Here is a 20768-nt window from a genome sequence, read left to right on the forward strand (position 1 = left end):
CCGATGCTGATCGACGCGCATCAGCATTTCTGGCTGCTGAAAGACCGACAGGGCCAATGGCCGCCGCCGTCACTCGCGGCGATCTACCGCGACTTTCTGCCCGCTGATCTGAAGCCTTTGATGGAGCAAGCGGACATCTCCGGCACCGTGCTGGTGCAAACGATGGAAACCGCTGCCGATACGGACTTCATGCTTGCGCTGGCCGATGATAATACTTTCATCAAGGGCGTGGTTGGCTGGGTGGATATGAAGGCTGACAATGCCGCTTCGGAAATCGCACGGCGTGCGATGCATCCTGCCTTCAAGGGCGTGCGGCCCATGTTGCAGGATATTGCGGATGTTAGCTGGATTCACGATGTCGCTCTTGAGCCTGCCGTGAATGCGCTTATCGAGCATGGCCTTGTTTTCGATGCTCTCGTGCTGCCGCCGCATCTCCCCTATCTGCTGCGCTTCGCCACGGAGTACTCCGCGTTGCCCATCGTCATCGACCATGGCGCGAAGCCATTGATCGCGACCGGTCACTATAGCGCATGGCGCAAGGACATGGCCGCCCTCGCCGCCCTTCCCAATCTTCACTGCAAACTTTCCGGCCTTTTGACGGAACGCGGTGAACAGAAGCCGGAAGCCGTGCGCCCCTATGCGGAAACCATCCTTGAACTCTTCGGCCCGGAGCGTGTGATTTTTGGCAGCGACTGGCCGGTGCTGCGGCTCGCGGGAGACTATCAGGGCTGGCTCGATTTTTGCCGGGATATGGTGCCGGAGGAGCATCACGCCGCTGTCTTTGGTGGAAATGCCGTTCGTTTTTATTCTCTTTCAGACAGGTGATTCATGCTGGCGATTTTTTGCGACAAACCCGGTCAACTCAGCGCGAAGGAGCTGCCAAAGCCCTCCCGCAGCCAAGATGAGGTTCTGGTCCGCATTCGTCGCATCGGCGTCTGTGGCACGGATTTGCACATCTTCACCGGCAATCAGCCCTACCTCTCCTATCCGCGGATCATGGGTCATGAACTGGCGGGTACGGTGGAAGAAGCGCCGGAAGGAAGCATGTTTGCTGCCGGAGATATCGTCACCATCATTCCCTACATCTCCTGTGGCCATTGCAGCGCCTGCCTGAAGGGCAAGAGCAATTGCTGCCGCAATATCGGTGTGCTCGGCGTTCACCGCGATGGCGGCATGGTGGAATATTTGAGCGTTCCGCAACAATTCGTTCTGAAGGCGGAAGGCCTCAGCCTCGATCAGGCGGCAATGACTGAGTTTTTGGCCATCGGCGCACATGCGGTGCGTCGCGGTGCTGTCGAAAAGGACCAGCATGTCCTGATCGTCGGCGCTGGTCCCATCGGCATGGCGGTTGCCGTCTTTGCTGTTTTGAATGGCGGCAAGGTCACGATGATCGACAGCCGTGAAGACCGGCTATCCTTCTGCCGGGATCACCTCGGCGTTTCCAACATCGTTCTCCTTGGCGAAGGCGACAAGGACCAATTGAGCGAGATCACCGGCGGCAATTTCTTCGATGTCGTCTTCGACGCGACCGGCAATCCGAAAGCCATGGAGCGTGGCTTTTCCTTCGTCGGGCATGGTGGCTCCTACGTCCTCGTCTCTATCGTCGCGAGTGATATCAGCTTCAACGATCCGGAATTCCATAAACGTGAGACGACCCTTCTCGGCAGCCGCAACGCGACGCCGGAAGATTTCGAGCGGGTGCTGGAGGCGCTGCGGGCAGGCAAGGTGCCGGAAGCGCTCATCACCCATCGCATGACGCTCTCGGACGTACCGTCTCGATTTGCCGATCTGACGAACCCCAAAGCGGGCGTCATCAAGGGAATGGTGGAGGTCGCCTGAGCGCGACGTCCACGACGCATGAATTCAACGACCTCTGACCGCGAGTAAACGGCCATGACCAAGATCACCGACCTGCGCGTTTTCGACCTGCGCTTCCCGACCTCCCAGAGCCTCGACGGCTCCGATGCCATGAACCCGGACCCCGATTACTCGGCTGCCTATGTCATTCTCGATACCGATGAGCCAAGCCTGAAAGGGCATGGTCTTACCTTCACCATCGGGCGCGGCAACGATATCTGCTGCATGGCAATCGAGGCGATGCGGCATCTGGTCGTCGGAACCGATCTCGCCAAGGTTCTCGAAAATCCCGGCCAATATTGGCGGCATCTTACGAGCGATAGCCAGCTTCGCTGGATCGGACCGGATAAGGGCGCCATGCATCTCGCCACCGGTGCCGTCGTCAACGCAGTCTGGGATTTGCTGGCGAAGCAGGCGGGCAAGCCGGTCTGGCAGCTGGTTGCTGATATGAGTGCGGAAGAGGTCGCCGATATCGTCGATTACCGCTATCTGACCGATGTGCTGACGCGCGATGAGGCCTTGGCAATCCTGAAAAAAGCCGAGGCCGGCAAGAAGGAGCGCATCGATATCTTAAAGAGTGAGGGTTACGCCTGCTACACGACCTCCGCTGGCTGGCTTGGCTATGACGACGAAAAGCTGCGTCGCCTTTGCCAGGAGGCTATCGACACCGGATTCAACCATGTGAAGATGAAAGTGGGTCGCGACCTCGAAGACGATATTCGCCGCCTCACCATTGCTCGCGAAGTCATCGGGCCTGACCGTTATCTCATGATCGACGCCAATCAGGTATGGGAGGTGGATCAGGCTATCGACTGGGTCAAGAAGCTGGCTTTCTGCAAACCATTCTTCATCGAGGAGCCGACGAGCCCGGATGACGTTGCCGGTCACAGAAAGATCCGTCAGGCTATCGGGCCGGTCAAAGTCGCGACCGGCGAAATGTGCCAAAACCGCATTATGTTCAAGCAGTTTATCGCAGAAGGCGCAATCGATGTCGTGCAGATCGATAGTTGCCGTATGGGCGGGCTAAACGAAGTTCTGGCGGTGCTGCTGATTGCTGCAAAATACAATCTCCCCGTCTGGCCACATGCGGGTGGCGTCGGGCTTTGCGAATATGTCCAGCATCTGTCGATGATCGATTATCTCGTCGTGTCAGGCACCAAGGAAGGCCGCGTCATTGAATATGTCGACCATCTGCACGAGCACTTCATCGAGCCCTGCGATATCCGCGATGCCGCTTACATGCCGCCAAAGATGCCAGGCTTCTCGATTGAAATGAAGCCGGAGTCGATTGAGACTTATACGTTTGAAGGGTGAAAAAGCTCGTTAGCCATCACATGCCCGGTTGAATCCGAGCATGTGATGGAGACAACGCTACAAAGCTGCTAATGCGGCTTTCAATCGCTGCCACTCCTGCTCTGTTCCGGGAAGCCCAAAGCGCATGTCTTCCGGGCGCTCTTCGAAAATACGGATGAGAATTCCCTGTTCGGCAAGGTGTTTGGCAACCGACGATGCGCGCGCATCATGCACCAGCCGGAAAAGGCTTGTTCCGCCCGCAACATAAAGCCCCGCCTCATTGAGCAAGACGTCGAGCCGCTCAGCCTCTCGACTTAGCCGGATTCTCATTTCATCGCGCCAATCTTCATCCGCAAGCGCTTCCGTCGCTACGTGCAGGGCGGGACCGGATACCGCCCACGGGCCCAGACGCGCCTCCAGCGTGGCGGCGATGGTGGGATGTGCGATTGCAAAGCCGAGGCGCAAGCCGGCCATGCCGTAGAACTTACCGAAGGAACGCATCACGATAAGCCCATTGATCGTGGTGGCGTCCGCCACGCTCTTGGCATAGCCGGTTTCGATGAAGGCCTCGTCAATGACGAGCATGCCGCCCTTGGTGCTCATATGCGCAGCGAGGTCAAGGAGATCGGCACGGTCGATGACCCGGCCATCGGGATTGTTGGGGTTGATGACGACGGCGTAATCGAACGCGTATAAATCGCAAAAATTCGCAACTTCCGTCACGGTCAAGCCAGCCATGCGGGCGGTTCTTGCATGTTCTGCATAGGCCGGCGTCAATACAGCCGCTGTCTTTGCGCCATGCCTCAACGCGGTTTGAGCGAGAAGCGGCATCATCATCTGCGTTCCCGGCGCTGCGGTCACATGTGCAGCTGATGGAGCGCCGAAGGCTTTCGCCGCTGTCTCCTTCAGCCTCGCCAAGCCGGATGGTTCAGGCAGGCGGGCAAATGCGCTGGCGGGGATGGGCGAATGCGGGTAGGAATGCGGATTGATACCCGTCGAAAGGTCGATCCAGGGTTCTGGCGCATGCGGATAAAGCGCGCGCGCCCGACCAAGATCGCCACCGTGGCGGATCGGTTCCTGCGCCTTATCCGGTAAAATCTCGCTCATGTTCTTCGCTCTCGCTTTCCTGTCGCTCCTGATCGAACGTCTCGTCGGCTATCCGGACTGGCTGTTCCGCCTTATCGGCCATCCGGTCACGTGGATCGGTTCGCTTATCGCGCTGTTGGACAAAAAATGGAACCGGGAAGATGAGGCGTTTTCAAAGCGGAAAATGAAGGGTGCACTGGCGCTGTCGGTTTTTTTCGGTGTGACGGTTCTGTTGTCCATCCTTATGCAGGGCGCACTTCTGCTTCTGCCGGTGGGCTTGCTTTTCGTTGCTGTCATTGGTGCGTCGCTTCCGGCACAAAAAAGCCTTGAGCAGCATGTTGCGGCGGTTGCGACGGCTCTGGAAACCGAAGGGCTTCAGGGTGGGCGTAAGGCGGTTTCGATGATCGTTGGTCGGGACCCGGATCAGCTTGATGAAGCGGCGGTTTGCAGGGCAGCTATAGAGAGTTTGGCGGAAAATTTCTCGGACGGCATCGTTGCGCCCTCGCTCTGGCTCGGCCTTCTTGGTCTGCCGGGTGGTGCCGGTTACAAGGCCATCAATACCGCAGACAGCATGATCGGACACCGCACCGCGCGGCATGAAGCCTTCGGCTGGGCATCTGCCCGGCTTGACGATCTCGTAAACCTGCCCGCGTCTCGGTTGAGTGGCCTGCTATTCGTTTCAGCGGCGTTCTTCGTAAAAGGCGCCTCTCCAGCAAATGCCATTCGAGCGATTTCTCAAGACGCGGGTCACCACCGTTCACCCAACGCCGGTTGGCCAGAAGCGGCGTTGGCCGGTGCGCTGGGTTTTGCGCTTGCCGGGCCCCGATCCTATGGCGGGCAGATGATCGAGGCGCGGTTCATGGGGGAAGGAGGACGGCGGGATTTAAGCGCTGCCGATATTCGACAGGCGCTGAAGCTGGCACGGGTTGCCGATGGTCTGCTGATTGGCGTCTTCGGCGCACTCGCGCTCATTATCGGGCTATAGCGAGAAGCGCATCGAGATCCAGATGGCGCTCCATATGTTCGGCCAACCGATCCAGAACCGCGTCCACCTGTGCTTCGTAGTTCAGCGTCGAGGCTTGCCCGCCGAGTCTTTTGAGCCAGGCGCTGCGTTGAAGGTCATCGGAAAACAGGCCATGGATATAAGTGCCGAAAACGCGACCATCCGGTGAGATGGCTCCGTCGACATGATTGCCGATGGTCGCAAAGGGACGTTGGCAGTCGGCGCCGTGTGTTACGCCGACATGCATCTCATAGCCGGAGAAGGCGTGCCCATCGAAGCTGCGGCCCGTTATCGATACGAGCCTCTTGTCTCGAGCCAGAACCGTATCGATATCGAGAAGGCCTAGACCCTCTACGCTGGTCGGCGCACCCTCTATGCCTTGCGGGTCCGAGATGGTTTTCCCAAGCATCTGATACCCGCCACATAGGCCAAGGACATAGCCGCCACGCCGCATATGCGCCTTGATATCGATGTCGAAACCAGCCTGTCTGAGGACGGCCAAATCCGCAATCGTTGCCTTGGATCCGCAAAGCAGCACCAGTGCACAATTGCCGGGAATGGCTTGGCCCGGACGCACACGGGTGAGTTCGATATCCGGCTCCATATCCAGTGGGTCGAGGTCATCGAAATTGGAGATGTGCGGCAGGATCGGCACCGCTATGCGGATTTTCGCATCCGGTTTTGCCTGATTTGATGACGCCAATCCCAACGCGTCTTCTGCGGGCAGCTGGGATGCCTCGGCAAAATGCGGCAGCAGACCGATGGACTGCCAGCCGGTATGGTCGGCTATGATCCGCATGCCTTCATCGAACAATGCTGGATCGCCGCGAAAACGGTTGACGATGAAGCCCTTGATCATCTCTGCATCGGCGGCATCCACCACTGCCTTTGTGCCGACGAGACTGGCGATCACCCCTCCCCGGTCGATGTCGCCAATCAGGATGACGGGCGCGTTCGCAGCGCGGGCAAAGCCCATATTTGCTATGTCGTTGGCGCGCAGGTTAACCTCAGACGCACTGCCCGCGCCCTCGATCAGCACAAGGTCGGCATTGGCTCTCAGATGCTCGAAACTTTCCAGTACACGGGGCATCAGCCCGGCTTTCATATGCTGGTAATCAGCCGCCTTGGCGTTGCCCAGCACCTTGCCTTGCACCACCACCTGCGCGCCTGTTTCGCTTTGCGGCTTCAGCAGCACTGGGTTCATGTGCACGGAAAGCGGAACGCCTGCTGCGCGCGCCTGCAATGCCTGCGCCCGCCCAATCTCTCCGCCATCGGCGGTAACGGCGGCATTGTTGGACATGTTCTGCGGCTTGAAAGGCAGCACCGAAAGCCCGCGCTTGATAAAGGCGCGCGCCAGACCCGCCACCATCAGTGACTTGCCGACATCCGAGCCGGTCCCCTGAAACATGATGGATTTGGCGACCATGGATCAGAACTCGATGCCGGATTGCGCTTTGACGCCTGCCTTGAAATGGTGCTTCACCAGCGTCATTTCCGTCACCATATCGGCGGCATCGATCAAGGGCTGCTTGGCGTTGCGCCCGGTGACGATGACGTGGAGATCGGGGCGACGGGCGGAGAGCGTTGCGACGACATCATCCAGGGAAAGATAATCGTAGCGCAGGGCGATGTTCAGCTCGTCCAGGACGAGAAGGCCGATGCTTTCATCCGCCATCAAAGTCTTCGCCTCCTCCCAGGCTTTGCCCGCAGCGGCGACATCGCGCTTGAGGTCCTGAGTGTCCCACGTGAAACCTTCGCCCATGGTGCGCCATTCCACTTTGTCTCCGAAGAGCGTCAGAGCCTGCTGCTCGCCAGTGGACCACGCGCCCTTGATGAATTGCACGACGCCGACCCTTCTGCCGGTGCCGAGCATGCGCAGGGCGAGGCCGAAAGCCGCCGTGGACTTGCCCTTGCCGGGACCGGTGTTGATCATCAGCAGACCTTTTTCGATGGTCTTTTCAGCGACTTCCGCATCCTGCACCGTTTTACGGTTCACCATTTTTTCGCGGTGGCGCGCGGCTTCGCTATCGCTGATATCGCGTGTCATGATGTCGCTTCCTCTCGGGCCAGATGCTTTTCGAAGCGGCGACTATAGTCGAATCGACCCTCGCGGCAATGCGGCATTAACACATTGACCCCAAAGCCGCTTGGCCGTAAGGGTAAGGCACTGACGGTCTTTTTCCGGCAACGGGAAAAGCTAAGAGGGAACACGGTTCCGCCCATCCGGGTCAATCCGTGGCTGCCCCCGCAACTGTAAGCGGTGAGCCCGCACTGTTAAGCCACTGGATGAATCTCCGGGAAGGCGGTGCAAGGGCGGTCATTTCAAGCCGCGAGCCAGGAGACCTGCCGTTTCAGGAAAAACGTCTGTCGGGCGGGGTGCTCCGGTCAGTCGGTTCGGTCGAATGCTGGTTCGCGCCTTCCGCGCACCGTCTTCGGCATCCGCACCCCTGTTTGGTTTAAAGGCGCGGACTCAGGTTTGGATATTACAGCGACATCTTCTCAAAAGACTGAACGAGCAGACGCAGGCACCGTTTCCGGCGTGGTCGTCTACGTGTGCCGCAGTTGCCGTGATGAGGCCGATCCGAATGCCGAACCGCGTCCGGGCGCGCTGCTGGCGGAAGCGACAGTTCATCTTGGTGCGCAAAGCCACGTCGAAGTTCGCAGCGTCAATTGCCTTGCCAATTGCAAGCGCGGTGCGAGTGCGGCGATGCGCAGCGCCGACGGCTGGTCCTACGTGTTCGGCGGGCTGACGCCCGACAATGCCGAGGATTTGATTTCCGGTGCAAAGCTGCTCGCAGGTTCCGCCGACGGCCTCATGCCATGGCGTGGCCGTCCCGATAGTTTGAAGCGCGGCATGGTCGCGCGCATACCCCCATTGAATTTTACCGAGGAGAGATCATGACCACGCTAGACCGCGTTCCCTGCACCATCGTTACCGGCTTTTTAGGCGCGGGAAAGACCACCCTGCTGCGCGGCCTTCTGGAAAAGCTGGATGGCAAGCGTCTGGCCATCATCGTCAACGAGTTCGGCGATGTCGGCATCGATGGTGAAATCCTCAAAGGCTGCGGCATCGAAAGTTGCCCGGAAGAAAACATCGTGGAACTGGCCAATGGCTGCATCTGCTGCACCGTTGCGGATGATTTCCAGCCCGCCATCGAGCAGATTCTGAGTCGTCAGCCGAAGGTCGAGCACATTCTTATCGAGACCTCCGGTCTTGCCCTGCCTAAGCCTCTGGTGCAGGCCTTCCAATGGCCCGCAATCAACAGCCGCGTTACGGTCGATGCCGTGGTTGCCGTGGCGGATGGTGCAGCCCTTGCCGAGGGCATGGTTTCCCACGATCTGGAGGCACTCGCTGCCCAGCGCGCCAATGACGAAGCGCTCGATCACGATGATCCGGTCGAGGAAGTCTTCGAAGACCAGATCGCCTGCGCCGATCTCATCGTGCTCACCAAGGGCGATCTCCTGGATGCCGATGGTCTTGAGCGTGCCAAGGCGCATATTGGCGAGCATCTTCCGAAGGCCGCAAAGATCGTCGTTGCCTCCAATGGTGCCATCGACCCGGCTGTCCTGATCGGGCTTGGTCTTGCTGTCGAAAACGACATCGAAAACCGCCACACGCATCACGATGACGAAGAAGATCACGATCACGACGAGTTCGACAGCTTCGTCGTGGAGCTCGGTGCCGTGTCCGATCCGGAAGCGCTGGCCGCACGCATCGCGGAAACGGCTGCTGCTGAAAATGTTCTGCGCATCAAGGGCTTTGTTGAGGTTTCGGCAAAGCCGATGCGCTTGCAGGTTCAGGCGGTCGGTTCGCGCGTCAACCATTATTTCGACCGCCCTTGGGCCGCCGGTGAAGTGCGCCGTTCTGCTCTCGTTGTGATCGGTGAGAAGGGCATCAACCGCGAAAAAATCGAACAGATGCTGGCGGCCTGATTATCCATGCATATCCTCGCCACCACATCTTCGTCTCTGGATGACCTGATAGAGCCGGTTGATCTCAACCAGCCGCGGGCGGATGTGGTGGTGCTCTCCTTTTCCTCCAGCGACCTCGCGGGTTTGCGGAGAGTTTGGCCAGAGGATGGTGTGGTATCGCTGAGTTCGGCAAACCTTTCTGAACTTCGTCACCCCATGTCCGTCGATCTCTGGATCGAGAAGACGGCGGAACATGCAAAGCTGATCCTTATCCGGATTCTTGGCGGTGCCGATCGCTGGCGCTACGGTGTCGATCAGTTAGAGCGGATGGCACGCAGGCGCCGTATCAAGCTGGTGCTTTTGCCGGGGGAGTGCAGCGAGAGAGACGAGAAGCTTGAGGCGGCCTCCACCGTCGATTATCGAACGCTAACGTCGATCCTGTCATTTTTCCGCGAAGGCGGACCGCGGAATATGTGGTTTCTTTCAGAAGGGCTTGCGGCTTTCGTCAAGCAAGGCGTCTGGCCGGAAGTGTCACCAGAACCGCTGCCGAAGGCAGGTATCTATCTTCCCGGCCAGGGCGTCGTTGATCTCGAGAACGCGCTTCAAGCGCATGCGCCTGACGCTCCTCGACTGCCGATCCTCTTTTATCGCTCCATGTTACTGGCTGCGGATGTCGCGCCAATCGGCGCTCTGTTCGATGCATTAGCAGCACGCGGCTGCGCACCGCTGCCTATCTTCGTGAGCGGGCTGAAAGACGGTGACGCGATCAGCTTTCTGGAAGACACGCTGTCACCATTGAAGCCTGACGCAATTATCGCTGCAACAGCCTTTGCGAGCCAGACGGATGATGACGGCCAGACGCTGTTCGACCGGCTGGGTGTGCCCGTGTTTCAGGTCATCATGGCGACCACGCGACGCGATGGCTGGGCGGAAAACAGTCGGGGCCTCAACCCTTCCGATCTGGCCATGCATGTGGTTTTGCCGGAGCTGGATGGGCGAATTCTGGCGGGCGCGATCTCTTTCAAGCAGGCGGACCTGGATGGGCGTAGAGAGCTGACCAACGCGCCTGAGCCGGATCGTATCGCGCAGGTAGCGAACCGCATTGCTGCATTCTTACGCCTCAAAAGAGCAGCGGTGGCCGAAAGGCGCATCGTTATCCTGATGCCGGATTATCCGGGTGCCGCGCCTGGCCGCACGGGTTATGCGGTTGGTCTGGACGTTCCGCAAAGCGTACTAGAAATGCTGTGCGATCTTCGCGATGCGGGCTATGTTCTTCAGAATATTCCCGCTACTGCACGGGAATTGCTGGATCGGATCGAGGGTGAAACCGCGAAGCTCGACGTGGGCCGCTATCGAGAATTTCTCGCCTCCTTGCCTGCTGAAGTACGCGCCGCGCTGGATGGTACATGGGGCGACGCGAGCGAGGACGAGGCCGTTGTCGATGATGAATTTTGCTTCCGCGCCGCCTGTTTCGGGTCCGTCGTCGTAGCGCTTGCGCCAGACCGCGGACGTCAGGCAGACAGGCGCGTGGACTACCACGACCCCTCCCTTCCTCCGCGCCATGCTCTCACAGCCTTCGGTGCATGGATGCGACAGGATTTCGAGGCCCATGCCATCATCCATGTGGGTGCACATGGAACGCTGGAATGGCTGCCCGGGAAGACTGTCGCGCTTTCGGAGAATTGTTTCCCGGAAATCGTTACCGGCTCTCTACCGGTCATCTATCCTTTCATCGTCTCCAATCCCGGTGAGGCTGCCGTTGCCAAGCGCCGCATCGCGGCGGTGACCATAGGGCATGTTCCACCTGTGCTGGTCGATGCCGGTCTTTCGCCGGAACAGGCTGCTTTGGAGCAGTTGGTCGATGAGTATGCTCAAGCCGATGGTCTGGACCGCCGCCGTCGGGATCGGCTTGCGAAGCTGATCGTCGAAAAAGCATTTGAGACGGGTCTCGCAGCGGATGCCGGGATCGGTTCGGATGAGGATGCGGATTCTGCCTTGACGCGTATCGATGCGTTTCTTTGCGATCTCAAGGATTTCGCTATCAAGGATGGGCAGCATGTCTTCGGTCGCTGTGCGGCTGATGAGACCGATCGGCTTCGCAAGGAGAGTGCTGCGCAGGAAAAGGCATCCCTGCTTTCCGCGCTCAATGGCCTGCATATTCCTCCCGGCCCATCTGGCGCGCCAGCACGCGGGCGGCTGGATGTATTGCCGACGGGGCGTAATCTCTATGCTGCCGATCCGCGCACCATGCCGACGCCAACGGCATTCGAGTTGGGCCGCATGGCTGGTGAAGAAGTGTTGCGCCATTATCTGCAAAGCCACGGTGACTGGCCGCGGCATATGGTGTTCGACCTCTGGGGCTCCGCTTCACTGCGCAACGGTGGCGAAGATGTCGGTCAGGCGCTGCATCTGATGGGCGCAAGGCTCATTTACGATCAGGCGACAGGCCGCGTGAACGGTATCGAAGTTCTGCCGCCCGCGGCGCTGGGACGCCCACGCGTGGATGTCACCTTCCGCATTTCCGGCCTGTTTCGCGATATGTTCCCCGCACTTATCGCCCTGCTTGATGCTGCGGCCAGAACTATTGCCGCACGCCAGGAAGCACCGGGCGACAATCCCTTGGCAGAAGAGACAGCCTCTCTCGGGCGCATGCCTGCGCGAATTTTCGGCTCTGCGCCCGGCACTTACGGTGCTGGCATTGAAGAAAAGCTGGCAAGCGGGGACTGGGCCGAACGAGAAGACCTCGGTCAAACTTATCTGGACACGGCAAGCCACGCCTTTGGCGGTGTGGATGGTCTAAGTATCTTCTCCGACGCAGGCTTCGCTACGCAGGTCGAGAAGGCTGAACTTCTTGTCCATTCCGGAGACGATCCGGGGCGCGATCTGCTCGATGGCTCCTCTGACGTTGCCTTTATCGGCGGCTTTGCCGCAGCCAAGGCGAGGTTGGGACAAGCGGCTGATGTCGTGGCGTTGGACACGACCGATCCGGCGCGTCCGCGTGCCCGCTCCATCGCGCAGGCGATTACCCGAATTGTGCGTGCTCGCGCCGTCAACCCACGCTTTATCGCGGGGCAGATGCGTCATGGTCCGCGTGGTGCCGCCGAATTTGCCGAGACAGTCGACCGCCTCATCGGATTTGCCGAAACGACGCATGCCGTTTCCTCCTCTTTGATCGAGGCGCTTTACGACGCCTATTTCGGCAATGAAGAGGTCCGCGATTTCATTCTGAGGGAGAACCCCAAGGCAGCAGAAGTCATGGCGCAGCGCTTCCTTTCCGCGCGCCGCCGCAATCTCTGGCACAGCCGCCGCAATGCGGTGGATGCGGAACTGGAAATGCTGATCTCACCGAAATCCGAAAGGGCTTCGGCATGACCGCCCTCCCAGATATCCAGCCCTTCTCGCGAAGAGGCGTCTGCCCGGCCCTTTCCGCACCGATGCAGACGGGTGACGGACTTCTGTCACGCGTTGCTTTCACCGACGATCTTTCTCCGAATGATTTGGTACGTCTCTGCGACCTTTCGCGCCACCATGGCAACGGGCTTGTGGATATTACCGCTCGTGGCAGCTTTCAGTTCCGCGGGCTGACGGCAGAGAGCGCTGTCGCGCTTGAACGCGACGTACTGGAGCTTGGTCTGCCGCTGAGGCAGGGGCTGGCGGTAGAGACGTCGCCGCTTGCCGGTGTGGACGGCAGTGAGATCGCCGATCCCCGCGTCATTATTCGCCAGATTTCCGAGAATACCATGGCGCTTCGCCTTCACGAGAGGCTGGCGGCCAAAATGTCGGTCATAGTGGATGGCGGCGGGCTTGTTCTGATGGGAGATTTGCTTGCGGATATCCGTTTGAAGGCAGTCACGCTGAATAGCGGTATCGTTTGGCAATTGATGCTGGGTGGAAGTGAAGGCAAGGCGTTGCTTGCAGGTGTCTTGCAGACGAAAAATGCTGCGGATTGCGTCGTTGAACTGCTCTCCCACCTTGCTGATTTGGGGCCGGATGCGCGGGGGCGTGATCTGGATATCGATACGGTGCGGCAGGTCTGCGGGGCGCGCCTTGGCGTCGTTGGTGGGTTTGGCTTACCCCCCTCTGTCCCGCTGGACATCTCACCCTCAATGGGAGAGATCGACTCGCGACAACCTCTCGACCCCCTCAAGGGGTTTGAATTGGATGAGAAGCCTACGTCTTTTCAATCTCCCCCTTTGAGGGCAGGACAGAGGGGGGTAAACCACACCCACCAACGCAAACTTTGGCCTTTGAAATCGAATCTCTCCGTCGCCGTCATCGCACCCGCTTTCGGGCAAATCCCATCAGGTGCGCTTTCAGATCTTTGCAAAAGAGCGTCGGAACTGAACGTGAAATCCGTCCGTCCCGGTCCCCTGCACGCTCTCTATTTCCTTGGAACGGATGAGGTCTGCGACTCGCTTCTCGACTACGCGGAGAACGCCGGTTTCATCGTCAGCGATAACGACCCGCGAACCTCGATTGCTGTCTGCTCCGGCTCGCCCGCCTGCGCATCCGCATTTGCCCCCGTGAGGGAACTAGCAGAATTTGCGGCCAAAGAATGCGTCCAGGTGCTGGACGGGTCTTTCACTCTGCATCTTTCCGGTTGCGGTAAAGGCTGCGCCCATCCTTCGCCTGCACTTTTAGCCTTTTCCGGCACGTCCGATGGGCTTGCCTTCGGCTATTGCGCCAAAGTTTCCGCCGTTCCGGACGGTGTTTTACCCTTTGCAGACCAAAAGGCCGCGCTTTCGCGACTTGCCCGCCTTTACGAAAAAGAACATAAGCCCGGAGAAAATGCCCGCGCTCTTCTTTCCCGATTGGGGAAAGCAAGAATTGTCGAGGCTCTCCGACAGGATGAGAGATGACGACTTACGACTATATCCGCAATGGCGATGGGATCTATGAGCGTTCCTTTGCCATCATTCGTGAAGAGGCGGATCTGTCCGCCTTCACGCCCGAGCAGGCGGATGTCGCCATCCGCATGATCCATGCCTGCGGACTGGTCGAGGCTGCCCAGCATTTTCGCTTCTCGCCGGATTTCGTCTCCGCAGCGCGCGGCGCTCTCGCCGCTGGGAAACCGATCCTCTGCGATGCTGAAATGGTTGCACATGGTGTGACGCGGGCGCGACTGCCTGCGAACAATGCCGTCATCTGTACTTTGCGCGATCCGCGCACGCCCGAACTGGCGAAGGCGATAGGCAATACCCGCTCCGCTGCCGCGCTCGATCTGTGGGCGGAGCAGTTGGACGGTGCACTGGTTGCCATCGGCAATGCGCCGACTGCCCTCTTCTATCTGCTCGAAATGCTGGAAAAAGGCGCTCCCCGCCCTGCTGCCATCATCGGGATGCCGGTTGGTTTTGTTGGCGCCATGGAGTCCAAGGATGCGCTGGAGGAGAGCCTGCTCGGCATTCCCTACGCTATCGTAAAGGGCCGCATGGGTGGTTCCGCCATGACCGCAGCCGCCGTCAACGCCATTGCGAGGGCTGGCCTATGAGTGCGGCGCTGTTCGATCCGACGCCGGAAAAGGCATTGAAGGGCAAGGTCATCGGCGTGGGCACAGGCCCGGGCGATCCAGATCTTCTGACGCTAAAAGCCGTCCGCGCCATTGAGAATGCCGATGTCGTTGCGTTTTTCTGCAAGAGAGGCAGCAAGGGCAACGGGCGCGGTATCGTTGAAAGCTTTATCCGTCCCGGCACGTTGGAAATGCCGCTGGTCTACCCGGTCACCGTCGAGAGCGACAAGAATGGCGACGATTATCGCGGTGCGATTGCGGCCTTCTTCGATCAATCCGCGCGTGATATTGCCGTTCATCTGGACGCAGGCCGCACGGTTGCGGTGCTGTCGGAAGGCGATCCGCTGTTTTACGGTTCTTACATGCATCTGCATTTGCGGTTGGCGCCGAATTATCCGGCAGAAGTTGTTGCGGGCATCACAGCCATGTCCGGCTGCTGGTCCATGACCGGCATGCCGCTGGTGCAGGGCGATGACATATTGAGCGTTCTTCCGGGCACTTTGGACGAGGAGAAGCTTTTTCAGCGGCTGTCCGGTACGGATGGCGCTGTCATCATGAAGGTTGGTCGTAACCTGCCGAAAATCCGTCGCGCGCTGGAAAGAGCGGGCAAACTGGAAGGCGCTCTTTATGTGGAGCGCGGAACCATGGCGAACGGTCACGCAATACGGCTGGTCGAGCGCGACGAGTTGCCTGCGCCCTATTTCTCGCTGGTTCTCGTACCCGGCTGGAAAGACCGACCGGCTGGAGACGCACGTTGAGCGGTCGGCTGACTGTCGTTGGGCTAGGCCCCGGAAACCTCAACCAGATCACGCCAGAAGCTCTCGCAGCCGTGGCGGAGGCAGAGGATTTCTTCGGTTATATTCCCTATCTCGACCGGCTCACGCTTCGTGAAGACCAACGCCGTCACGCCTCGGATAATCGCGAGGAGATTTCCCGCGCAGAAGCAGCACTAACCATTGCGGCGGCGGGTGGCAAGGTTTGCGTGGTATCCGGCGGTGATCCCGGTGTTTTCGCCATGGCGGCGGCGGTTTGCGAGGCGATTGAAAACGGGCCAGAGGAATGGCGCGATATCGACTTTTCGGTCGTTCCCGGTGTCACCGCCATGCTGGCCGTTGCGGCAAAGGCTGGCGCGCCGCTTGGGCATGATTTCTGCGCAATCTCGCTCTCCGATAATCTGAAGCCATGGTCCCTGATCGAAAAGCGGTTGATTGCGGCGGCGGAAGCGGGTTTCGTCATGGCTTTCTATAACCCCGTCAGCAAGGCACGCCCGCATCAGCTGGCAACAGCATTCGATGTGCTGCGGGCTCATCTTCCCGGAACCGTGCCGGTCATTTTCGGTCGTGCTGCTGGACGTGCCGATGAGCGCATGCGCGTCGTACCGCTGTCCGAGGCTTCGAGCAACATGGCCGATATGGCGACCTGCATTATCGTCGGCTCCACCGAGACACGCATCATCGAGCGTAAAGACAGGCAGCCTATCGTTTACTCGCCGCGATTTTCCAAAAGGGAAAGCTGATGGCGAATGGCGGCCAGCGCAGTTTCGATATCCGGCACCGTATCGCCATCGCTAAGCGGCGGCCGGTCGATCATGATGACTGGAATGTGGAGCACACGCGCCGCCTCGATCTTGCCATAGGCTGCCTTGCCACCGGAGTTTTTCGACACGATCACGTCGATGCCGTTGTCGTTGAGCATCGCGATTTCATCGTTGAGCGCAAAAGGCCCGCGCGCGGTGATGTATCGCGCCTGTGGCACCGAGAGCGGCGGCTCGACAGGGTCGACGCTGCGTATAAGATAAGCGTGTTGAGGGGCTGCCTCAAAAGGCAGAAGCTCCTGCCGACCAAGTGCGAGAAAAGCATTTTTGGGCTCGGCGCCGAGCGTAGAGACGGCATCCTCGACATCTGCGACGGCGTTCCAATTGTCGCCTTGTATGGGCACCCACGCAGGGCGCGCCAGCGTTACCAGCGGAACCCCGGCACTCTTCGCGGCGTGAACAGCATTAGCGGAAATTCGTGCCGCATAGGGATGGGTCGCGTCCACCAGCAGGTCGAAACCTTCCGAACGAAGGAAATTGGCAAGCCCCTCGGCGCCACCGAAACCGCCAATACGGACGGGAACGGGCTGCTCGACAGGATTTTTCGTGCGGCCCGCCATGGACAGCAAAATCCTGTGGCCGGAATCTTTGACAAGCCGACCGGCCAGAATGCGGGCATCCGCCGTGCCGCCGAGAATGAGAATGGAGCGCGTCATGGCTGTTGAATATGACGGAACCTCCGGCTCCGCCACCGAAAATCGAGCGCCATGGCTTTCGATCGTTGGGATCGGTGAAGATGGTCTCGGTGGATTGGGAGAGAACGCGCGTCGCACCATTGCAGAGGCCGAGGTCGTCTTTGGCGGCAAGCGCCATCTTGAGTTGGCTTCCTCCGCAATCGCGGGCGAGGCACGCGCCTGGCCGGTTCCGTTCGATCCCAGCATGGCCGAGGTTGTTGCTCTGGCGGGCAGAAAAATCTCCGTTCTCGCTTCAGGCGATCCGTTTTTCTACGGCGTCGGGGTAACGCTACTGAGGCAGATCGATGCCAGGGAGGTTGTCACCTATCCCGCGCCGTCAGCTTTTTCGCTCGCTGCATCACGTCTCGGCTGGGCCTTGCAGACGGCGGAATGCGTATCGCTTCATGGTCGTTCGATTGATCTCATCCGCCCACATCTGCATCCGGGTGCGCGGATCATCGCCTTGACCTCGGATGCAAATGCACCTTCTCTTATCGCCTCGCTGCTCGCCCAGACGGGTTTTGGCCACTCGGCTTTCACTCTGTTGGAAGCCATCGGCGGGAGCGGCGAAAGGCTGCGGAAGACGAGAGCGAGAGAGTTTGCCTTTTCCGATATCGATCCGCTCAACGTCATCGCCATCGAGGTGGTGGCAGATAAGAAGGCGCGCATTTTGCCCTTTTCCAGCGGGTTGGACGATAGTCTCTTCGAGCACGACGGTCAGATCACCAAGCGGGAAATTCGAGCTATAACAATGTCCTCGCTGTCACCGCGATATGGTGAGTTGTTGTGGGACATCGGGGCGGGCTCCGGTTCTATTGGCATCGAATGGATGCTTTCTCACCCATCGCTGAATGCCATCGCAATCGAACAGAACCCGGAGCGGGCGGAGCGGGCCATGCGCAATGCCGAAGCCTTCGGTGTTCCGGGGCTGGAGGTCGTTATCGGAACTGCGCCTCAGGCCTTCGAGGGGCTTTCGCAGCCTGACGCCATCTTCATCGGTGGCGGTGGCAGCGAGGAAGGTGTTCTCGATGGCGCTGTCGAGGCCCTGAAGCCGGGCGGACGGCTGGTCGCCAATGCCGTTACGCTGGAGATGGAAGCGATGCTGCTGGCAGCGCAGGCGCGGCTGGGCGGCTCGCTGATCAGGATCGACATCGCACGCGCCTCGCCTGTTGGGCAGATGCAGGGATGGCGTCCGGCCATGCCGGTCACGCAATGGACTTGGGTCAAGCCGAAGGACATGCCGTGATCGTTGCCGGTATCGGGTGTCGAAGGGGTGTCGGTGCGAACGCAATCATCGCTGCGCTGGAGCAGGCTTCAAACGCGCATCAAATCAGCGTCGATTTCATCGCCACAGCCCCGATTAAGGCCGATGAACCGGGATTGCTGGAAGCAGCGACGCGGCTTGGCATGGCTTTCGTGGTGGTCGCGCAGGTGGATTTCGAGGCTGCGAGCGGGCGCACGCTGACGCAATCTGCGGTGAGTTTGAACCATGCAGGTTCGCCAAGCGTCAGCGAAGCCTCCGCTCTGGCGGCGCTGGGTGAAAGTTCAAAGCTGATCGGCCCTCGTATGGTGATTGGCGATATTACGGTGGCCTTTGCCACCTCTGGAGACAAGGAATGACGGTTCACTTCATTGGTGCTGGCCCCGGTGCCGCAGATCTCATCACGGTTCGCGGGCGCGATCTCATTGCCGCCTGCGCCGTATGCCTTTATGCCGGTTCTCTGGTGCCGAAAGCGCTTCTCGACTATTGCCCGCCCGGTGCGCGCATCGTCGATACGGCAGCTTTGTCGCTGGATGAGATCGAAGCCGAATTCGTAGCAGCTGCGCGCGACGGCAAGGATGTGGCACGGCTGCATTCCGGTGATCTTTCCGTCTGGAGCGCAATGGGCGAGCAGATCCGCCGCTTGGAGCGCCTTGGTCTCGATTACACCGTTACTCCCGGCGTCCCTTCCTTCGCCGCCGCTGCCGCAACGCTGAGACGCGAGCTAACTGTGCCGGAAGTGGCACAAAGCCTTGTGCTGACACGTATTTCCGGGCGTGCTTCAAAAATGCCTGAGAGCGAGAATCTGAAGGCGTTCGGTGCAACGGGTGCGACGCTTGCCATTCACCTTGCCATTCACGCCATCGGTCAGGTCGTTGAAGATTTGATGCCGCTCTATGGTGATGATTGCCCTGTGGCCATCGTTGTGCGCGCATCATGGCCGGAAGAGCGGGTCATCACTGGCACGCTTGGAACCATAGAGGGTCTGCTGGCAGCCGAACCGGTGGAGCGCACCGCGATGATTTTTGTCGGCAAGGGCCTCGCTTCTTCCGATTTTCGCGAAAGCGCGCTTTATAGCGCGGATTACGTTCGCAGATTCAGAAAGCCTTCGGCAGACTGACGCTTGAACCGTGCTGTCGCGCAAGCCGTGGGCTTTGCGCGACGCGGCTTCTGCCTCAGCCAGACTTCAGATAATCTTCGACCAGTTCGACCCAGAATGCCGTTCCGATTGGCAGGATGTCATCGTTGAAATCGAATTTCGGGTGATGAAGCGGCGGATCGTTTTCGGTGCGTTTGGTGCCCAGGAAGAAGTAGGCTCCGGGACGCTTTTCCAGCATATAGGCGAAATCTTCAGCCCCCATGGACGGACGAGGCATTTCCATTACTTTGTCCGAGCCTACAAACCGAGATGCCAAGCCCATAACGTAATCAGTTTCAGCCTTGTGGTTGACGGTCGGGCTATAGCCGCGCTGATAATCCAGCGTCACGGTCATCCCGTAACTCGCAGCCTGCCCTTCTGCAACCAGTCGGATACGCTTCTCAAGTTCATCACGTGCTTCGGGATCAAAAGAACGGATCGTCAGTAACATCTCGGCTGTTTCTGGGATCACGTTGCTCGCCACCCCCGCGTGAAAGGCACCGACGGTTACCACGGTTGGCATCAAAGGGTGGATGTTACGGGAAACGATGGTTTGCAGCGCCATGATGATGCTAGCTCCCGCAACGATCGGGTCCGATGCGATTTGAGGTTCGGCGCCGTGTCCACCATAACCTTTGACGATGATCTTGCATTCGTCCACCGCCGCCATAATGGGGCCGTCGCGGAGAACGAAGTGACCGAAGGGATGTGCTGGCTCATTGTGTAGCGCAAACACCGCATCACACGGAAAACGTTCAAACAATCCGTCTTCGATCATAATGCGCGCGCCGCCGAAATTCTCTTCGGCCGGCTGGAAAATCAGATTGACGGTGCCATCGAAATTACGACGTTCCGCAATGATTTTCGCTGCGCCGAGCAGCATGGCGGTATGTCCGTCGTGGCCACAAGCATGCATCATGCCGGGGTTTTCGCTAGCATAATCCGCGCCCGTTTCCTCGTGGATCGGAAGCGCGTCGATATCGGCGCGAATACCCACGCTTTTGCCGCTGTTTCCGTGTCGCAACGTGGCAACGACGCCCGTACCGGCCAGACCTCTCGTCACCTCGTACCCCATGGATACCAGCCGATCCGCGATGAAATCGGATGTCTTGAATTCCGACAGGCCGATTTCGGGGTGACGATGCAAGTGCCGACGGATTTCGACAACCTCCTCCATGATATTGGATGAAGCGGAGATGGTTTTGGTTTGGGACGTCATGATGGGAATTCCAGTTTCCTGCTCAGGCTTGCGAGTGCCCGGCATAATCTCAAGGCAGAGGAATAGCAGCATTGGCGAGTGCTGGTAAGACCGGAGCCGCACACCCCGATATTTCGCCGCTTGCGCAGGAACAAAACAGATGGCATGGAACTGAAAGCGCCTTGAAACATTCCCAAGCTTCGGGTCACATCGCTTCGAGAAAAGAAGCAGGATCGTGCTTGAAGA

General features: G+C 59.2%; 19 protein-coding genes and 1 riboswitch. Of the genes, 14 read left to right on the forward strand and 5 right to left on the reverse strand.

All coding sequences use genetic code 11. The annotated features are described in order from the left end of the window. Positions 1-3: 3 nt before the first annotated feature. The 3 genes from CFBP5473_RS01325 to CFBP5473_RS01335 are packed head-to-tail and all read left to right on the forward strand — an operon-like array spanning position 4 to position 3171. Entirely contained in the window at positions 4-825 is an 822-nt protein-coding gene (locus CFBP5473_RS01325) for an amidohydrolase family protein (RefSeq protein ID WP_027673507.1), read from the forward strand. A gap of 3 nt (positions 826-828) precedes the next feature. Next, positions 829-1839 carry a zinc-binding alcohol dehydrogenase family protein gene (locus tag CFBP5473_RS01330; RefSeq protein ID WP_027673508.1) on the forward strand — a complete coding sequence of 337 codons (1011 nt, stop codon included), beginning with the start codon at positions 829-831 and terminating at the stop codon, positions 1837-1839. A 54-nt stretch (positions 1840-1893) separates the two neighbouring features. Continuing rightward, complete coding sequence (locus CFBP5473_RS01335) at positions 1894-3171, forward strand: L-fuconate dehydratase (RefSeq protein ID WP_027673509.1); 1278 nt, start codon at positions 1894-1896, stop codon at positions 3169-3171. A 57-nt stretch (positions 3172-3228) separates the two neighbouring features. Here the strand turns inward: CFBP5473_RS01335 and cobD are convergent, their stop codons facing one another. After that, positions 3229-4257, reverse strand: coding sequence for a threonine-phosphate decarboxylase CobD (cobD, locus tag CFBP5473_RS01340; protein ID WP_027673510.1), 1029 nt, complete (start codon positions 4255-4257; stop codon positions 3229-3231). Between cobD and cbiB the strand changes: the two genes are divergently transcribed. Continuing rightward, entirely contained in the window at positions 4256-5221 is a 966-nt protein-coding gene (cbiB, locus tag CFBP5473_RS01345) for an adenosylcobinamide-phosphate synthase CbiB (RefSeq protein ID WP_027673511.1), read from the forward strand. The genes cobD and cbiB overlap by 2 nt on opposite strands. Here cbiB and CFBP5473_RS01350 read toward each other — a convergent pair. Together CFBP5473_RS01350 and cobO are read right to left on the reverse strand one after the other, a co-directional pair. Further along, positions 5208-6665, reverse strand: coding sequence for a cobyric acid synthase (locus tag CFBP5473_RS01350; RefSeq protein WP_027673512.1), 1458 nt, complete (start codon positions 6663-6665; stop codon positions 5208-5210). The two genes, cbiB and CFBP5473_RS01350, sit on opposite strands and share 14 nt — an antisense overlap. A 3-nt stretch (positions 6666-6668) precedes the next feature. Then, positions 6669-7286 (reverse strand): cob(I)yrinic acid a,c-diamide adenosyltransferase, encoded by a 618-nt coding sequence (gene cobO, locus CFBP5473_RS01355; RefSeq protein WP_027673513.1) that lies wholly within the window; start codon positions 7284-7286, stop codon positions 6669-6671. 107 nt (positions 7287-7393) lie between these two features. After that, a riboswitch (cobalamin riboswitch) is annotated at positions 7394-7604 on the forward strand. Positions 7605-7715: 111 nt separating this feature from the next. On the opposite strand from cobO, the gene CFBP5473_RS01360 reads away from it, so the two are divergent. From CFBP5473_RS01360 to CFBP5473_RS01390, 7 genes are read left to right on the forward strand one after another with little or no spacing between them, the layout of a single operon-like run. Then, entirely contained in the window at positions 7716-8141 is a 426-nt protein-coding gene (locus CFBP5473_RS01360) for a DUF1636 family protein (RefSeq protein WP_051441130.1), read from the forward strand. Then, entirely contained in the window at positions 8135-9172 is a 1038-nt protein-coding gene (gene cobW / locus CFBP5473_RS01365; RefSeq protein WP_027673515.1) for a cobalamin biosynthesis protein CobW, read from the forward strand. The genes CFBP5473_RS01360 and cobW overlap by 7 nt, the downstream gene beginning before the upstream one ends. A 6-nt stretch (positions 9173-9178) precedes the next feature. Beyond that, positions 9179-12523 (forward strand): cobaltochelatase subunit CobN, encoded by a 3345-nt coding sequence (gene cobN / locus CFBP5473_RS01370; RefSeq protein WP_027673516.1) that lies wholly within the window; start codon positions 9179-9181, stop codon positions 12521-12523. Further along, positions 12520-14010 carry a precorrin-3B synthase gene (gene cobG / locus CFBP5473_RS01375; protein ID WP_027673517.1) on the forward strand — a complete coding sequence of 497 codons (1491 nt, stop codon included), beginning with the start codon at positions 12520-12522 and terminating at the stop codon, positions 14008-14010. The genes cobN and cobG overlap by 4 nt, the downstream gene beginning before the upstream one ends. Beyond that, a complete protein-coding gene (locus tag CFBP5473_RS01380; protein WP_027673518.1) occupies positions 14007-14639 on the forward strand; it encodes a precorrin-8X methylmutase in 633 nt (210 codons plus the stop codon). The genes cobG and CFBP5473_RS01380 overlap by 4 nt, the downstream gene beginning before the upstream one ends. Continuing rightward, the gene (locus CFBP5473_RS01385; protein ID WP_037170644.1) at positions 14636-15415 is read left to right on the forward strand and encodes a precorrin-2 C(20)-methyltransferase; all 780 of its coding nucleotides are present in this window, start codon (positions 14636-14638) and stop codon (positions 15413-15415) included. Before CFBP5473_RS01380 ends, CFBP5473_RS01385 begins: the two co-directional genes overlap by 4 nt. Continuing rightward, positions 15412-16173, forward strand: coding sequence for a precorrin-3B C(17)-methyltransferase (locus CFBP5473_RS01390; protein WP_027673520.1), 762 nt, complete (start codon positions 15412-15414; stop codon positions 16171-16173). The genes CFBP5473_RS01385 and CFBP5473_RS01390 overlap by 4 nt, the downstream gene beginning before the upstream one ends. Here the strand turns inward: CFBP5473_RS01390 and CFBP5473_RS01395 are convergent. Further along, a complete protein-coding gene (locus CFBP5473_RS01395; RefSeq protein WP_027673521.1) occupies positions 16140-16907 on the reverse strand; it encodes a cobalt-precorrin-6A reductase in 768 nt (255 codons plus the stop codon). The genes CFBP5473_RS01390 and CFBP5473_RS01395 overlap by 34 nt on opposite strands. Here CFBP5473_RS01395 and CFBP5473_RS01400 point away from each other — a divergent pair. The 3 genes from CFBP5473_RS01400 to cobM are packed head-to-tail and all read left to right on the forward strand — an operon-like array spanning position 16906 to position 19306. Next, positions 16906-18171 (forward strand): bifunctional cobalt-precorrin-7 (C(5))-methyltransferase/cobalt-precorrin-6B (C(15))-methyltransferase, encoded by a 1266-nt coding sequence (locus CFBP5473_RS01400; RefSeq protein ID WP_027673522.1) that lies wholly within the window; start codon positions 16906-16908, stop codon positions 18169-18171. The two genes, CFBP5473_RS01395 and CFBP5473_RS01400, sit on opposite strands and share 2 nt — an antisense overlap. Continuing rightward, the gene (locus CFBP5473_RS01405; protein ID WP_027673523.1) at positions 18138-18545 is read left to right on the forward strand and encodes a cobalamin biosynthesis protein; all 408 of its coding nucleotides are present in this window, start codon (positions 18138-18140) and stop codon (positions 18543-18545) included. The genes CFBP5473_RS01400 and CFBP5473_RS01405 overlap by 34 nt, the downstream gene beginning before the upstream one ends. Beyond that, complete coding sequence (cobM, locus tag CFBP5473_RS01410; RefSeq protein ID WP_027673524.1) at positions 18542-19306, forward strand: precorrin-4 C(11)-methyltransferase; 765 nt, start codon at positions 18542-18544, stop codon at positions 19304-19306. Before CFBP5473_RS01405 ends, cobM begins: the two co-directional genes overlap by 4 nt. A 55-nt stretch (positions 19307-19361) precedes the next feature. Here the strand turns inward: cobM and CFBP5473_RS01415 are convergent, their stop codons facing one another. Further along, positions 19362-20501 carry a M20 aminoacylase family protein gene (locus tag CFBP5473_RS01415; RefSeq protein WP_106389315.1) on the reverse strand — a complete coding sequence of 380 codons (1140 nt, stop codon included), beginning with the start codon at positions 20499-20501 and terminating at the stop codon, positions 19362-19364. Between the last annotated feature and the right edge of the window lie 267 nt (positions 20502-20768).

Source organism: Agrobacterium larrymoorei (genome assembly GCF_005145045.1).
Classification (GTDB): domain Bacteria; phylum Pseudomonadota; class Alphaproteobacteria; order Rhizobiales; family Rhizobiaceae; genus Agrobacterium; species Agrobacterium larrymoorei.

Coding starts and splice junctions, on each gene's coding strand:
- CFBP5473_RS01325 (WP_027673507.1), top strand. CDS start 4: ATGCTGATCGACGCGCATCAGCATTTCTGGCTGCTGAAAGACCGACAG.
- CFBP5473_RS01380 (WP_027673518.1), top strand. CDS start 14,007: ATGACGACTTACGACTATATCCGCAATGGCGATGGGATCTATGAGCGT.
- cobM (WP_027673524.1), top strand. CDS start 18,542: ATGACGGTTCACTTCATTGGTGCTGGCCCCGGTGCCGCAGATCTCATC.
- CFBP5473_RS01385 (WP_037170644.1), top strand. CDS start 14,636: ATGAGTGCGGCGCTGTTCGATCCGACGCCGGAAAAGGCATTGAAGGGC.
- CFBP5473_RS01405 (WP_027673523.1), top strand. CDS start 18,138: ATGGACTTGGGTCAAGCCGAAGGACATGCCGTGATCGTTGCCGGTATC.
- CFBP5473_RS01395 (WP_027673521.1), bottom strand. CDS start 16,907: ATGACGCGCTCCATTCTCATTCTCGGCGGCACGGCGGATGCCCGCATT.
- cobD (WP_027673510.1), bottom strand. CDS start 4,257: ATGAGCGAGATTTTACCGGATAAGGCGCAGGAACCGATCCGCCACGGT.
- cobN (WP_027673516.1), top strand. CDS start 9,179: ATGCATATCCTCGCCACCACATCTTCGTCTCTGGATGACCTGATAGAG.
- CFBP5473_RS01350 (WP_027673512.1), bottom strand. CDS start 6,665: ATGGTCGCCAAATCCATCATGTTTCAGGGGACCGGCTCGGATGTCGGC.
- CFBP5473_RS01400 (WP_027673522.1), top strand. CDS start 16,906: ATGGCTGTTGAATATGACGGAACCTCCGGCTCCGCCACCGAAAATCGA.
- CFBP5473_RS01415 (WP_106389315.1), bottom strand. CDS start 20,501: ATGGAGGAGGTTGTCGAAATCCGTCGGCACTTGCATCGTCACCCCGAA.
- cobG (WP_027673517.1), top strand. CDS start 12,520: ATGACCGCCCTCCCAGATATCCAGCCCTTCTCGCGAAGAGGCGTCTGC.
- cobO (WP_027673513.1), bottom strand. CDS start 7,286: ATGACACGCGATATCAGCGATAGCGAAGCCGCGCGCCACCGCGAAAAA.
- cbiB (WP_027673511.1), top strand. CDS start 4,256: ATGTTCTTCGCTCTCGCTTTCCTGTCGCTCCTGATCGAACGTCTCGTC.
- CFBP5473_RS01330 (WP_027673508.1), top strand. CDS start 829: ATGCTGGCGATTTTTTGCGACAAACCCGGTCAACTCAGCGCGAAGGAG.
- CFBP5473_RS01335 (WP_027673509.1), top strand. CDS start 1,894: ATGACCAAGATCACCGACCTGCGCGTTTTCGACCTGCGCTTCCCGACC.